This is a genomic window from Prevotella sp. kh1p2 (assembly GCF_900111525.1).
GTDB lineage: Bacteria > Bacteroidota > Bacteroidia > Bacteroidales > Bacteroidaceae > Prevotella.
Genome location: NZ_FOHY01000013.1, coordinates 43,324 through 58,407 on the forward strand (window position 1 = coordinate 43,324; position 15,084 = coordinate 58,407).

Below are 15,084 nucleotides of genomic sequence, written 5' to 3' on the forward strand. Positions count from 1 at the left end.
AGTTATCCATCGTGAGCATGGTGCGCAGAGGGTCGGTTATCGTGAGTTTCATGTTGGGAGCGCTCCTCTTCCACGAGAAGAATCTCAAGGCCAAAGCCCTGGACCTGGCGCTGGTATTGGCAGGTATGGTTTTCCTGTGGATAGGCAGCAGATAGAGACAAATTACAAGATAAGTCCACAATACGCGGCCTAACTGTTTCTTTTTGAGGCTTTTTCTTTTCGGATTATAAAAAAAGTCGTATTTTTGCATGCGTGAACTACCGAGGGCAGTTTTCGCATTTCAGGAGTAACAACGACTGGAGAACCTACACTACATGACACAATACAAAAAACAGCTATAGCATGCGCAATATCTTCAAAGGGCTTGGCACAGCCCTCATCACCCCCTTTAATCAAGACGGAACGGTTGACTACAAATCGCTGAAGCGCCTCGTTGAATACCAGATAGACAACGGAGCCGACTTTTTCTGCATACTGGCCACGACGGGCGAGGTGCCCTGTTTGACGCGTGAAGAGAAGGACAAGATTACGCAACTGGTAAAAGACGTGAACCAGGGGCGGCTGCCCATACTCAAATACTGCGGCGGCAACGACACGGCAGCGGTGACAGAAGAAATACGGCAGACCGACTGGAGCGGCGTAGACGGCATTCTCAGCATCTGTCCTTACTACAACAAGCCGTCGCAGGAGGGCCTGTACCAACACTTCAAGGCCATCAGCGCAGCCAGCCAGCTGCCCTTGGTGCTGTACAACGTGCCCGGCCGCACGGGCGTGAACCTGAAACCGCAGACGCTGATTCGCCTCGCCAACGAGTGCGACAACATCGTTGCAGTGAAGGAGGCCAGCGGTTCGCTGGAGCAAGTAGATGAGATTGTCAAGAACAAACCGGCCAACTTCGACGTCATCAGCGGCGACGACGCCCTCACCTTCTCCATGATAGCCAGCGGTGCAGCCGGTGTTATCTCCGTGATAGGCAACGCCCTGCCCAAGGAGTTCTCGCGAATGATAAGGCTGGAGTTCCAGGGCGAGTACGAGCCGGCACGCAAAATACACCACATGTTTACCGAGTTGTACAAGCTGCTCTTCGTCGACGGCAATCCGGCCGGCGTCAAGGCACTGCTCAACGACATGGGGTTCATCGACAACGTGCTGCGCCTGCCGCTCGTTCCCACCACCATTGCCACCAAGGAAAAGATGTCGGCCATACTCAAGGAGCTGCGCATCTGACGCGCAATCCTTGCAACATGCACAGCCAAAGGCTCTCCATCGGGGGAGCTTTTTTTATGGCTCTACGGGCCAAAAGGCATGCTTCGGGAACTTTCGACAAGTGTCGCACAATCGTTTGACAGGTGTCACACCATCGTGCGACACTTGTCGAAAGTTCAGGCATGTGTCCTTCAAGCCCGTTGAAGCTATCATTCAACCTCCTTGAAGCTGGCCTTCGGCAGGCTTGACAGATACCTGCACCGGCGGGCGTTTACTGCTTGCATGCCGCCGCACTTTACGAAAGGCCGCGCGAAATATCGCCGTTTGTTTGCCTGTTCCAAATATAATTCATTATCTTTGCACCCTGAACGCAGATGCAAAGCATCCGCGCAGGATAAGTAACAAAGAGAATATGCCTGATATATCCATACGAGGACTGGAGATGCCGCAATCACCCATCCGCAAGCTCGCACCCCTTGCGCAGGCTGCCAAGGACCGAGGCATCAGGGTTTACCATCTCAACATAGGGCAGCCCGACCTGCCCACGCCGCAATGCGGGCTTGATGCGCTGAAGCACATAGACCGCAAGGTGCTGGAATACTCGCCCAGTCAGGGCTACAGGAGCTACCGGGAAAAGCTGACCCGGTACTACAGCAAATACGACATCAACGTAACCGCCGACGATATCATCATTACTTCCGGCGGCTCGGAGGCCGTGCTCTTTGCCTTCATGAGCACGCTGAACCCGGGCGACGAAATCATTATACCCGAGCCGGCCTACGCCAACTACATGGCTTTTGCTGTCTCGGCAGGGGCCACCATACGCACCATTGCCACCACGATAGACGAGGGTTTCGCCCTGCCACGTGTGGAGAAGTTCGAAGAACTCATCAATGAGCGCACCAAGGCCATCATGATTTGCAACCCCAACAACCCCACGGGCTATCTCTACACGCGCCGGGAAATGAACCAGATACGCGACCTGGTGAAGAAATACGACCTCTACTTGTTCTCTGATGAGGTGTACCGGGAATACATCTACACGGGAAGTCCCTACATAAGTGCCATGCACCTGCAGGGCATAGAGAACAATGTGGTGCTAATAGACTCCGTATCAAAACGCTACTCGGAGTGTGGCATCCGCATCGGAGCGCTCATCACGAAGAACGCAGAGGTGCGTAAGGCCGTCATGAAGTTCTGTCAGGCGCGCCTGTCGCCGCCCCTCATCGGGCAGATAGTGGCCGAGGCTTCGCTCGATGCACCGGAGAGCTACTACCGCGAGGTGTACGACGAGTACGTAGAGCGGCGCAAATGCCTCATAGACGGGCTGAACCGCATTCCCGGCGTGTACTCCCCCATCCCCATGGGAGCCTTCTACACGGTGGCCAAGCTGCCCGTTGACGACAGCGAGGAGTTTTGCCGCTGGTGCCTGGAAGAGTTCAGCTACGAGGGCGAAACCGTGATGATGGCGCCCGCAGCGGGCTTCTACACCACGCCCGGAGCCGGCCGCAACCAGGTGCGCATAGCCTACGTGCTCAAGCGCCAGGATCTGGAACGCGCCCTGCTGGTGCTCCGCAAGGCGCTGGAGGCTTATCCGGGCCGGGTTACGGACGAAGAAGCATAAACACCACCGCATGAACCTGCCTTTATTTATAGCACGCAGAATCTACGCCGAGAACGACGAGAAACGCCAAGTTTCGCGCCCGGCCATCCGGATAGCAACCGCCGGCGTTGCCATCGGTCTGGCCGTAATGCTGGTCTCGGTGGGCGTAGTCTTCGGCTTCAAGCACACCATCCAGGACAAGGTAATAGGCTTCGGGAGCCACATACAGGTAGGAGACTTCATGACGCTGCAATCGAGCGAGCAGTATCCCATACAGATGGACGACTCTATGGTGAACGTACTGAAAAGCATACCGGGCGTGGCCCACGTGCAGCGATTTGCCAACAAGCAGGGCATCCTGAAAACGGATTCCGACTTCCTGGGGGTGGTCTTCAAGGGCGTAGGGCCCGATTTCGACTCTACCTTCATCCATCAGAACATGACGGAAGGTTCCATCCCCAAGTTTTCCGACACCGCCAGCCACAACAAGATACTGGTGTCAAGAACCATGGCCGACAAGCTCAGGCTCAAGACCGGGCAGAAGCTGTTTGCCTACTTCATTGACCAGAACGGCGTGAGAGCCCGCAGATTTACCGTGCAGGGCATCTATCAGACCAACCTGTCGCAGTACGACCGCATCATCTGTTATACCGATTTATACACTGCCGTGAAGCTGAACGGGTGGGAAGCAGACCAGGCTTCGGGCGCCGAACTGACCGTAAAGGACTTCAGCCGGCTGCAGGAGGTGGAAGACATCATCGTGAGCAAGGTGAACAGAACCATCGACCGGTACGGCGAAACCTATTCTTCGCGCACCATCCAGGAGGCCAATCCCAACATTTTTCACTGGCTCGGACTGCTCGATATGAACGTGTGGATTATCCTCGCACTCATGACGGCCGTGGCCGGAGTGACGATGGTGTCGGGCCTACTCATTATTATATTGGAGCGTACCACCATGATTGGCCTGCTCAAGGCCATGGGCGCACGCAACGGGACCATACGCCGAACCTTCCTGTGGTTTGCCGTCTTCATCATCGGCAAGGGGCTGCTCATCGGCAACCTAGTGGGTATAGGGCTCATGGTGCTGCAGAAATTAACGGGAATAGTGAAGCTGGACGAGAGCGTTTACTACGTGAGCACGGTGCCGGTAGAAATCAACCCCGCCGCCATCGTTATCCTCAACGTCGCCACACTGCTCATCAGCGTCTTCGTGCTCATAGCCCCCAGCTATCTGATATCGCACATCCATCCGGCCAAGTCCATGCGGTACGAATAGCCGAAAAAGCAAGTCGGAAGATTTGAACACTTCATCTGACCTTTTGACCACTGCACAACTGCAGGCTTAGTGCCAAAGATTAACAAAAGTGAAAAGGATTAGTATTTGTCTAAAAATGTGCACATTAATTTTGGAAATGTGCATATAACGTAGTACCTTTGCACAATATTTGAATATTTGTGCAATGATTTCTATACCCAGTTTCAACTCTTACATTGAACGTTGTATAAAGGATAATTGGAATAAAGATGCCCTGACAGACTACAAAGGGGCAACACTGCAATACCACGATGTAGCCAGAAAGATTGAGAAGCTGCATATCCTGTTCGAAAACAGTGGCGTAGAGCCGGGCGACAAGATAGCCCTCTGCGGTCGCAACAGCGCTGCTTGGGCGTGTGCTTTCCTGGCAACCATCACCTACGGAGCCATCGTCGTGCCCGTTCAACATGAATTTACGCCCGACCAGGTTTACAATATTGTGAACCATTCGGAATCCAAACTGCTGTTTGTAGGCGACGTGGTAGCCACTACCATAGATGCAGAAGAGATGCCGGAGCTGGAAGGCGTCATCTACATTCCTGATTATTCGGTCATTGTTTCCAGAACAGAAAAGCTTTCCTACGCCCGCGAACACCTGAACGAAATGTTCGGTCACAAGTATCCGAAGTATTTCCGGCCGGAGCACGTGGGCTACTACGAGGATTCTCCCGAGGAGCTGGCAATGATTAACTACACCAGCGGAACGACGGGATTCTCCAAAGGCGTGATGCTTCCCTACCGCACCATGTGGAGCAACTACGACTTCCTGTACAATGCGGTGGGCAAACACGTGAAGAAAGACAGCAGCGTGCTGGCCATCCTCCCCATGGCTCACATGTACGGATTGCAGGTAGAATTCATTCTCGAATTCCTCATGGGCAATCATCTCTTCTTCCTTACAAGGCTGCCGAGTCCTACTGTCATTGCACAGGCTTTTGCCGATATCAAGCCGTCTGTCATTGTTTCGGTGCCGATGATAGTCGAGAAGATTATCCGCAAAAGGGTTTTCCCATTCATCCAAGACAATAAAATCAAACTGTTGCTCAACATGCCTGTCATTAAGAATAAGGTGAAGGAGCGCATCTACCAGATGGTACTCGATGTCTTCGGCGGCAACATGTACGAGATTATCGTGGGCGGTGCAGGACTGAGCAGAGAGATAGAAAACTTCCTGCTCGACATCAACTTCCCCGTTACCGTGGGTTACGGAACTACCGAGACGGCGCCACTGATATCATTCAGCGACTACAAGGACTTTGTTCCAGGCAGCTGCGGAACCGTGGTAGAGCACATGGAACTCAAGGTGCTGAGCAACGATCCGGAGCATGTTCCGGGCGAAATCGTTACCCGCGGACTGAATGTAATGACGGGATACTACAAAAACGACGAAGCCACCAAGGCCGTTCTGGACGACGAAGGATGGTTCCACACGGGCGACCTGGGTACGATGGATGCCACCGGACACCTGTTTATCCGCGGCCGCATCAAGAATATGCTCTTGGGAAGTAACGGCCAGAACGTGTATCCGGAGGAAATAGAAGACAAGCTCAACTCCATGATGATGGTCAACGAGAGCCTCATCATCCAGCGCGGAGACAAGCTGGTGGGGCTGGTTCATCCCGATATGGACGAAGCACAGTCCATGGGGTTCACGCCGGACGACCTGCAGGACATCATGAACCAGAACCTGCAACAGCTCAACGAAGTGCTGCCGCCTTTCTGCAAGTTAAGCGAAATACAGCTGCATGACGAGGAGTTTGCCAAGACTCCCAAGAAGTCAATCAAACGATACCTGTACCAGAACGCCGAAGCATAAGCCAAGGCACCAACTGAAAAAGAAGAGAGATTGAACCTGACACAGCCAATGTTTAATGTTCAAACCAATTGCTCATGTTAGAAATTCCAAGTTTTAACGAACTAATAGAGAAGAGCATCATCGACCATTGGGATCAAGATGCCCTGACAGATTACAAAGGCATCACGCTCCAATACCATGATGTAGCCAGAAAGATAGAGAAACTGCACATCATGTTCGAGAACGGTGGTGTGGAGAAAGGCGACAAGATAGCCCTCTGCGGACGCAACAGCGCCTCGTGGGCCTGCGCATTTCTGGCAACCATTACTTACGGCGCCATTGCCGTTCCCATCCTGCACGAATTCACAGCCGACCAAATTCACAACATCGTCAACCACTCCGAAGCCAAGTTCCTCTTTGTAGGAGACATCGTGGCCACGGAGATTGACGGTACCAAGATGCCCAACCTGAAAGGCATCATCTACATTCCCGACTACTCGCTCGTGCTCTCCCGCTCGGAGAAACTCACCTATGCACGCGAGCACCTGAACGAAATGTTCGGCCAGAAATACCCTAAATATTTCCGTAAGGAGCACGTGGTTTACTATCGGGAGAAAAGTCCAGACGAGCTGGCGCTCATCAACTACACCAGCGGCACGACGGGTTTCTCCAAGGGAGTGATGCTGCCTTACCGCGCGCTGTGGAGCAATGCCGACTTTGCCCAGCATGTTCTGGGGCCTGAACTTAAGCCCGGAGACAACGTCATCAGCATTCTGCCCATGGCGCACATGTACGGCATGTCCTTTGAATTCATCTTCGAATTCCTCAAGGGGTGCCACGTCTTCTACCTTACGCGCGTGCCCAGCCCGGCCATTATTGCCCAAGCCTTTGCCGACATCAAGCCGCGCATCATCATCTCCGTGCCGCTCATCATCGAGAAAATTATCAAGAAGAAAGTGCTCCCAAAGGTGCAGAACCACAAGATGCGCCTGCTGCTCAACATGCCGGTTATCAGCAAGAAGGTAAACGAGAAAATATGCGAGCAGGTTAGCGAGGCTTTCGGCAACAACTTCTACGAAGTAATCATAGGCGGAGCAGCCTTCAACCAAGAGGTAGAGGACTTCCTGCACAAGATTAACTTCAGATACACCGTGGGATACGGAGCTACAGAGTGCGCGCCCATCATCTGTTACGCCGACTACGCAACCTTTAAAAAAGGCAGTTGCGGCCGGGCAGCCCTGCACCAGCAGGTCAAGATTATGAGCACCGACCCCGTCAACGTGCCCGGCGAGATACTGACCAAGGGCCCGAACGTAATGTTGGGCTACTACAAAAACGAGGAAGCAACCCAAGAAGCCATTGACAGCGACGGCTGGTTCCACACGGGCGACCTGGGAACTATGGACGAGGAGGGCAACGTATTCATCAAGGGCCGCTCCAAGAACATGCTCCTGGGCTCAAACGGGCAGAACATCTATCCCGAAGAGATAGAAGACAAGCTCAACTCCATGACACTGGTAACGGAGAGCGTGGTGATACAGGACGGCGACAAACTCATTGGGCTGGTTTATCCGGACTTTGAAGAAGCCCAGGCGATGGGCTTCAACGACACCGACCTGGCCAACATCATGGAGCACAACCGGGAGGAACTCAACGCTCAGCTGCCGGCATACTGCAAGCTCTCTGCCATCAACATACACGAGGAGGAGTTTGAGAAAACGCCGAAGAAGTCTATTAAACGGTTCCTCTATACACAATAATCAGCTGCTTGAAGATATGCTTCGGCAACTTTCGACACTTGTCGCACGATTGTGTGACAGGTGTCGAATGATTATGCGACAAATGTCAAAAGTTCCAACTTGGCTGTTTTGGCTACCGAAGAAACACGCTCCGGAACGTAAAAAGCAGGTGAAAAAGAAAAAGCGATTGGGCGTCCAATCGCTTTTTTCATTTGTTGTAAGTGGCAAAGTCTAAGACTGCAGCATCGGTAGACAATTAGTCTTCCTTGAGTTCTGCAGTGCGTACGCGCGACAGCGTCTCCGGAGTCATCTGCAGATAACTGGCCACGTACACCAGCGGAGCACGCAGTACGACCTGTGGCATGAGCTTGCACATCTTCTTGTATCTGTCCTGCGCCGTCTCAAAACGCACCAAGTCGGCATGTACCTGCGACAGTATCAGGCTCTCTTCCAGTATCTTACGATACATCATCTGAATGTTTACATTATGCAGAGCCACCTCCTCAAGTTTCTTCATGGGCATGGAGTAAACCAGCGTAGGCTCCAAGGCCTCCACCTGCAGGCGGGTTGGCTCCTGGCGGAAGAGGCTCTCTATGCACATCACTATTCCGCCTTCTACGGACATGTGCTCAGTCAGTTCCTTGCCGTTCTTGTAATAGAACTGTCTTATCAGTCCTCTGCAAACGTACATGATGTCACGGCAAACCTCTCCTTCACGAAGAATAAGCTCGCCCTTGGCAAACTTCATCGGAACCAGAATGCTTTCCAGCGTATCCAGCTCTTCAAGAGTCATTGTACTGTACTTACGTGCCAATTCTCTCGCAACGTCTCGCGGCGTGTTCATTGTTTCGTTCATACGATTGTAACCTCCCTTATAATATTCTCTTTCTCTTAATCTAACTTCAACACGGCCAAGAAGGCTTTCTGCGGCACTTGCACGTTGCCAATCTGCTTCATGCGCTTTTTGCCTTTCTTCTGCTTCTCCAAGAGCTTTCGTTTTCGGCTCACGTCGCCGCCATAACACTTGGCAGTAACGTCCTTGCGAACTTGCTTCACCGTTTCGCGGGCAACAATCTTGGCTCCGATGGCGGCCTGAATGGCGATGTCGAACTGCTGCCGGGGGATGAGTTCCTTCAGCTTTTCGCACATTCGCCTGCCCATGCTCACTGCGTTGGCTTCGTGGGTCAAGGTAGAAAGAGCATCTACCGGCTCGCCGTTAAGCAGGATGTCGAGCTTGGCGAGTTTGGATGGGCGGAAACTGTCTACATGGTAATCGAACGACGCGTAGCCCTTGCTGATGGATTTGAGTTTGTCATAGAAGTCGATTACTATCTCGCCCAGAGGCAGCATGAAGTGCAGTTCCACACGGTTGCCGCTCACGTATTCCTGATTGATTAGCTCGCCTCGCTTGTCGAGACAGAGCTTCATGATGGGCCCGATAAAACTGGAATCCGTTATAATAGACGCGCGGATGTAGGGTTCCTCGATGTGTTCAATCATCGTTTGTTCGGGCAATCCGGAGGGATTATGCACCTCTTTGGCGTTGCCGTGCTTGTCGTAGACCATGTAGGACACGTTGGGTACGGTGGTGATGACATCCATGTTGAATTCGCGGTCCAAGCGTTCCTGCACAATCTCCATGTGGAGCAGGCCCAGGAAACCGCAGCGGAAACCGAACCCAAGCGCCACCGAAGACTCCGGCTGGAACGTAAGCGAGGCGTCGTTGAGCTGGAGTTTCTCCAAACTGGCACGCAGGTTCTCGTAGTCGGTGGGGTCAATGGGATAAACGCCGGCAAACACCATCGGCTTTACTTCCTGGAAACCGGCAATGGCATTGGCGCAAGGACGGGCCACCTCGGTTATCGTGTCGCCCACTTTAACTTCCTTGGCATCCTTTATACCGCTGATGATGTAGCCCACTTCGCCGGTCTTCAGCTTGCTACGCGGCAGCATGTCCATCTTCAGCACGCCAACTTCGTCGGCATCGTACTCCATTCCCGTATTGTAGAACTTTACCTTGTCGCCCTTCTTGATGGAACCGTTCTCGACCTTGCACAGGGTGATGATGCCGCGAAAGCTGTTGAAAATGGAATCGAATATGAGGGCTTGCAGCGGCGCCTGGGGGTCACCTTTGGGAGCCGGAATTCTATTTACAACAGCCTCCAGTATCTCGGCAACACCCTCGCCTGTCTTGCCCGAGGCGCGGATAATGTCCTCCGGTTCGCATCCAAGCAGCTCCACGATTTCGTCCTCCACCTCATCGGGCATGGCGCTGGGCATGTCAATCTTGTTGATAACGGGTATAATTTCCAGATTATGGTCTATGGCCATATACAAATTCGATATGGTCTGGGCCTGCACTCCTTGCGTGGCATCCACTACCAGCAGTGCTCCCTCGCACGCGGCGATGCTTCGGCTCACCTCGTAAGAAAAGTCCACATGGCCCGGAGTGTCTATCAGATTGAGAATATACTTCTGTTCTTGATGCGTATATTCCATCTGTATGGCATGGCTCTTGATGGTAATGCCCCGCTCGCGCTCCAAATCCATGTTGTCGAGCATCTGCCCTTCGGTTATCTGAATGGTCTTGGTGTACTCCAGCAAACGGTCGGCAAGGGTTGACTTACCATGATCTATATGGGCGATAATACAGAAATTTCTTATATGATCCATATATCTTTTTGCGTTCTTTTTGCGCAAAGGTAGTTAAAAATTCCCACATTCTTCGTATCTTTGCATAAAAATAAGGTGAATGATGAAAAAAAGTATCGTACTTTTATTATCGGTGTTAGCCCTTTCGTCTTGTCATCAAAACCTGCAGGAACGGGCTCAAAAAGAAGCAACTGAGTTTACGAAAAGAAACTGTCCCATGCGTGTGAGCGACATGGTGAGCTACGACAGCGTGGTTTTTGACAAGTCTACTACCACCTTCCACTACTATTATACGCTGAGCGGAAAGGCAGACGACGCTGCCACTCTGGCCGAGAAAGCGGATGAATACAGGCATCAGATGATTCATTCCATCAGGGAGGACGTGAGCAAGAAAGCCTATAAGGAGGCCGGCTACAGCTTTACAACAACCTACTTCTCGCAGAAGGACAAGGGCCGCAAGCTGCTGGAGACCACCGTTACACAAAAAGACTATCAGTAAACGCAGACATCCTGTCCGCAAAACAAAAAAGAGCCGGAGGTTTGTTCCGGCTCTTTCTCTTTCTGTTCTGTTGATTTCATCCTCTCAAAGTGAGGAATGAACCACCTCCGTCATCTTCCGTTTACTCGTCGGCAGGCTTCATATTGGTATATACGTTCTGCACATCGTCGAAGTCTTCCAGCCGCTCCACCATCTTGTCTATTGTCTCCCGCTCTTCCGGAGTTACGTCTTTCAGGTCGTTCGGAATACGGGTAAACTCGGCGCTCGTTATCTCGAAGCCGTTGTCTTCCAAGTATTTCTGGATGTCGCCAAAGCTGGTTGGTTCGCCGTAAATGGTGATTTCGCCTTCTTCCTCGTCCGTATCATACTCGTCGTCTACGCCGTAGTCGATGAGTTCAAGTATCAGTTCGTCCATGTCCAGACCGTCTTTTGTCTTGAAACTGAACACGCACTTGTGGTCGAACAGGAAGCTGAGCGACCCCTGTGTGCCCAGGTTACCGTTGAACTTGTTAAACACCGAGCGCACGTCGGCAACGGTACGAGTAGTGTTGTCGGTCAGTGCATCCACGAAAACGGCAATTCCGTGAGGGCCATATCCCTCGTACGGCACTTCCTTATACTCGCTGGTGTCCTTGCCCATTGCGTTCTTGATGGCGCGTTGGATATTATCCTTCGGCATGTTCTCACGCTTACAGGTCGCTATGATGGCACGCAGCCGCGGATTGTTCTCCGGCTCCGGACCTCCTGACTTTACGGCAATGGCAATCTCCTTGCCTAATTTTGTAAATGTGCGGGCCATGTGACCCCATCTTTTCAGCTTAGTAGCCTTACGATATTCAAATGCTCTTCCCATTGGAATAACTATTAATGTTTATTTTAGTTGTATTCTGTTCTTATCTCAGTTCGGCGTTTAGCTTGGTTGTGAGCTGATGAATCAGCTTCTGCATGATGGCATCTATCGCCTTGTCATTCAGCGTCTTGCTGTCGTCCTCCAGTACAAAGTTAACGGCGTAGCTCTTCTTTTCGGCCGGTAGATTTTTGCCTTCGTAGACATCAAACAGCTCAACACTCTTGAGTAACTTCTTCTCGGTCTGGCGTGCTATCTGTTCTATTTCGGCAAACTCCACGTCTTTGGAAACGAGCAAAGCTAAATCGCGGCTCACGGCCGGATACTTACTGATTTCACGGAACTCCAGTTTGTTGTTGCGGATAATCTTCATCAGCGCCGTCCAGTTAAGCTCGGCAAAGTACACTTCGTTGGCTATGTCGGCCGCCTTCTGCAGCTTGTGCGACAGTATTCCGAGCTCCGCAACCACCTTTCCGCCACGGTTCTTGAGCGTGATGCCCTTGGCAAAGATGTCGTTATCGCTGGGCCCAGAAGTCACAGTGCCGGCAGGAACACCCAGACGGGTCAGTATATTCTGCACGTAAGCCTTGAGTTCGTAGAACGAGCTGGACTCATCAGGATGCGCCCAGGAACCTTCCACGCGCTTGCCTGTCAGCCAGAGGCCGAGGTGATAATCCTCGGTGTAAGCCTTGACAGGGTTCTCCGGGTTCTTCTTCTCCGGGTCATAATGGTAGCAGTTGCCGAATTCAAAGAAGCGTAAGTTGGCATTCTTGCGGTTGGCATTGCGGTTGATGCTCTCCAATCCGCCAAAAAGCAGCGTCTGTCTCATCACGCCCAAGTCGGCGCTTAGCGGATTGAACACCTTCACGGTGGTGTCTTCGGTGTACTTGTTCAGTCCCTGTTGATAGTACGAAGTCTTGGTGAGCGAGTTATTCAGTATCTCGTTGAAGCCGCAGCCCACCAGCTGTTCGCCGATGAGATTTTCCAACTCGTGCTTCACGTCGTCGTCACCCTGGACGGTGAGCGAGCTCTTCAGCTGCGTTGGTATCTCCACCGAGTTGTAGCCGTAGATGCGGAGAATGTCTTCAACCACGTCGCACGGACGCTGAACATCCACGCGGTAAGCCGGCACATCAAGCTCCAGGCCTCCATTGGTCTCGCTTACCACCTTCATCTCCAGGCTGGTTACAATGCGCTTAATGACATCATGGCCGATGGCCTTGCCTATCAGACTGTCGCAGTAAGCATAGCTGAGCGGCACCCGGAAATCAGCCATCGGACTGGGATATACATCCTTTATCTGCATGCTCACCTTGCCGCCGGCCAACTGCTTGCAGAGAATAGCGGCCTGCTTGAGGGCATAGATAATGCCGTTAGGGTCTATACCGCGCTCGAAACGGTAGCTTGCATCGGTCGAAAGGCCGTGGCGCCGCGCACTCTTACGTATCCATGTGGGATGAAAGTAGGCACTCTCCAGCACCACGTTGCGCGTAGTCTCGTACGTTCCCGAGCCCTTGCCGCCGAATATACCGGCAATGCACATGGGCTCGTTGGCGTTACAGATGCTCAGGTCATGCTCGCCGAGGAGGTGCTCCTCGCCGTCGAGCGTAACGAACTTCGTACCCTCGGGCTGCGTGCGCACCACGATTTTGCGGCCCGTAACCATGTCGGCATCGAAGCAGTGCATGGGCTGTCCGTAGGCCATCATGATGTAGTTGGTAATGTCCACGATATTGTTAATGGGCCTGAGGCCGATAACGCGCAGCTTCTCCTGCAGCCACTTAGGGCTCTCCTTAACCTCGCAGTCGCTGATGCTCACGCAGGCGTAGCGCTTGCAGGCATCCGTTGCTTCTATCTCCACGTCAATGGGCAGTTCCTCATTGTCCACGCTGAAGTCCTCACATCCGGGCCTATGCAGACTTGTCTGATAGCCGTTCTGCACGAGCCAGGCATATAGGTCGCGCGCCACGCCATAGTGCGAGAGGGCATCGGCGCGGTTGGCAGTGATGTCAATCTCTATCACCCAGTCGCTTTCCAGATGGTAGTATTCAGCTGCCGGCGTGCCTACAACGGCGTCGTCGGGCAGTACGATGATACCGCTATGGTCGGTACCCACGCCAATCTCATCCTCGGCACAAATCATACCGAAGCTGTCGACGCCGCGTAGGCGCGACTTCTTGATGGTGAACTCCTTGTCGCCGTCGTACAACACGCAGCCCACATCGGCCACGATAACCTTCTGTCCGGCTGCCACATTGGGCGCACCGCACACTATCTGCTGGGCTTCGCCCTTGCCAAGGTCAACGGTTGTTACGTGCAGATGGTCCGAATCGGGATGTGCCTCGCAGGTAAGAACCTTGCCCACGTAGAGCCCCTTCAGGCCACCTCTTACGGATTGGACTTCTTCGAGGGCGTCGACTTCGAGACCGACCGACGTCAGCGCATCCGCCGTTTGCTGCGGCGTGAGGTCGAAATCAACGTACTCTTTAAGCCATTTATAAGAAATGTTCATTATGATGATTTTTATATATACTCAAAAACACTGCAAAATTACAAAAAAATCACCAACTAAAAGCAAATGAAAATGAAAAAATGCAGAAAACGAAACAGCAATCCACCCGCGCCCGGCAGTGTCAGCAGGCTATGCCCACCACTGCCGGACGAGAACCGTTCGCGTTTCCGGGTTCAGCAAGTACGGCCTCGCGCCGCTCATTCGTCAATGAACTTCATCAGGAAATCCACCGCACCGTTCACGCCAAAGCGCGTCACGTCGAGCGTGAGATCATAGTTGCGGGCGTCGTACCAGTCGTGATGCGTGAAGGTCTTGGTATAAACCTCGCGCGTATAGTCATTGTCCTCTATCAGCAGGCGGGCCTTCTCCTCGTCCACGTGGTAGCGCTGCATGATGCGGCGCACGCGCGTTTCGCGCTCCGAGTGCAGGAAGATGCGCAGCTTGTTGGGATAGTCGCGGAACACGTCGAACCCGCACCGGCCTATGACAATGCAGCTCTCCTGGGCTGCAATCTTCTTCATGGCGGCCGCCTGGGCAAAGAACAGCTGCCGCGATGTGATGTCGCGGGGCTTCACAGTGTACTCGTTGGCACTGATGAAGTTCTGGTAGAACTTCGAGAAGTCGTCCCACCACGCAGGCCGGCGGGCCTCCAACCGCTGGGCTTCCTCCTCGGTCAGGTTGAACTGTCCGGCCACTGCAGCCAGTATCTGCTTGTCTATCAGCTTCACGTCGAGGCGTCGGGCCATCTCGGCGCCTATCTCGTGGCCGCCCGTACCGAACTGGCGGTTGATGGTAATCACAAATTTTTCGTTCCTGTTCATGGCTTTGTGGGTTAAAGTTTCGTATATTCCCGATACCCGAAGCAAGTATCTTTACAGGGCAAATATAATAAAATTCCGGCAAAACGGCAAGC

General features: G+C 52.8%; 11 protein-coding genes and 1 pseudogene. 7 read left to right on the top strand and 5 right to left on the bottom strand.

The annotated features are described in order from the left end of the window. Positions 1-2: 2 nt before the first annotated feature. The 6 genes and pseudogenes from BMW31_RS08865 to BMW31_RS08890 all read left to right on the top strand — a co-directional run. Positions 3-155 (top strand): annotated as a pseudogene (locus BMW31_RS08865) (EamA family transporter); the annotation flags it as partial. A 187-nt stretch (positions 156-342) separates the two neighbouring features. Continuing rightward, positions 343-1,227 carry a 4-hydroxy-tetrahydrodipicolinate synthase gene (gene dapA, locus BMW31_RS08870; RefSeq protein ID WP_091824292.1) on the top strand — a complete coding sequence of 295 codons (885 nt, stop codon included), beginning with the start codon at positions 343-345 and terminating at the stop codon, positions 1,225-1,227. 391 nt (positions 1,228-1,618) lie between these two features. Then, positions 1,619-2,830 carry a pyridoxal phosphate-dependent aminotransferase gene (locus BMW31_RS08875; protein ID WP_091824295.1) on the top strand — a complete coding sequence of 404 codons (1,212 nt, stop codon included), beginning with the start codon at positions 1,619-1,621 and terminating at the stop codon, positions 2,828-2,830. A gap of 10 nt (positions 2,831-2,840) precedes the next feature. Next, on the top strand, positions 2,841-4,088 hold the full coding sequence (locus tag BMW31_RS08880; RefSeq protein WP_091824298.1) for an ABC transporter permease: 1,248 nt from the start codon (positions 2,841-2,843) through the stop codon (positions 4,086-4,088). Between the two features lie 184 nt (positions 4,089-4,272). Continuing rightward, the gene (locus tag BMW31_RS08885) at positions 4,273-5,943 is read left to right on the top strand and encodes an AMP-binding protein (protein WP_091824302.1); all 1,671 of its coding nucleotides are present in this window, start codon (positions 4,273-4,275) and stop codon (positions 5,941-5,943) included. 74 nt (positions 5,944-6,017) lie between these two features. After that, the gene (locus tag BMW31_RS08890; protein WP_091824306.1) at positions 6,018-7,682 is read left to right on the top strand and encodes an AMP-binding protein; all 1,665 of its coding nucleotides are present in this window, start codon (positions 6,018-6,020) and stop codon (positions 7,680-7,682) included. 235 nt (positions 7,683-7,917) lie between these two features. On the opposite strand, the gene BMW31_RS08895 is transcribed toward BMW31_RS08890, so the two are convergent. Next, positions 7,918-8,517: a Crp/Fnr family transcriptional regulator gene (locus tag BMW31_RS08895; RefSeq protein ID WP_091824309.1), complete on the bottom strand. Its 600-nt coding sequence runs from the start codon at positions 8,515-8,517 to the stop codon at positions 7,918-7,920. Between the two features lie 35 nt (positions 8,518-8,552). Next, positions 8,553-10,334 (bottom strand): translation elongation factor 4, encoded by a 1,782-nt coding sequence (lepA, locus tag BMW31_RS08900; RefSeq protein ID WP_091824312.1) that lies wholly within the window; start codon positions 10,332-10,334, stop codon positions 8,553-8,555. A 196-nt stretch (positions 10,335-10,530) separates the two neighbouring features. On the opposite strand from lepA, the gene BMW31_RS08905 reads away from it, so the two are divergent. Beyond that, positions 10,531-10,812 carry a hypothetical protein gene (locus tag BMW31_RS08905; RefSeq protein ID WP_091824315.1) on the top strand — a complete coding sequence of 94 codons (282 nt, stop codon included), beginning with the start codon at positions 10,531-10,533 and terminating at the stop codon, positions 10,810-10,812. A gap of 121 nt (positions 10,813-10,933) precedes the next feature. Here BMW31_RS08905 and BMW31_RS08910 read toward each other — a convergent pair whose 3' ends face one another. The 3 genes from BMW31_RS08910 to BMW31_RS08920 form a co-directional block, all read right to left on the bottom strand. Continuing rightward, positions 10,934-11,665 (bottom strand): YebC/PmpR family DNA-binding transcriptional regulator, encoded by a 732-nt coding sequence (locus tag BMW31_RS08910; RefSeq protein ID WP_091824318.1) that lies wholly within the window; start codon positions 11,663-11,665, stop codon positions 10,934-10,936. A gap of 40 nt (positions 11,666-11,705) precedes the next feature. Next, complete coding sequence (pheT, locus tag BMW31_RS08915) at positions 11,706-14,171, bottom strand: phenylalanine--tRNA ligase subunit beta (RefSeq protein ID WP_091824320.1); 2,466 nt, start codon at positions 14,169-14,171, stop codon at positions 11,706-11,708. 197 nt (positions 14,172-14,368) lie between these two features. Then, the gene (locus tag BMW31_RS08920) at positions 14,369-14,992 is read right to left on the bottom strand and encodes a cytidylate kinase-like family protein (protein WP_091824451.1); all 624 of its coding nucleotides are present in this window, start codon (positions 14,990-14,992) and stop codon (positions 14,369-14,371) included. Positions 14,993-15,084 lie beyond the last annotated feature (92 nt).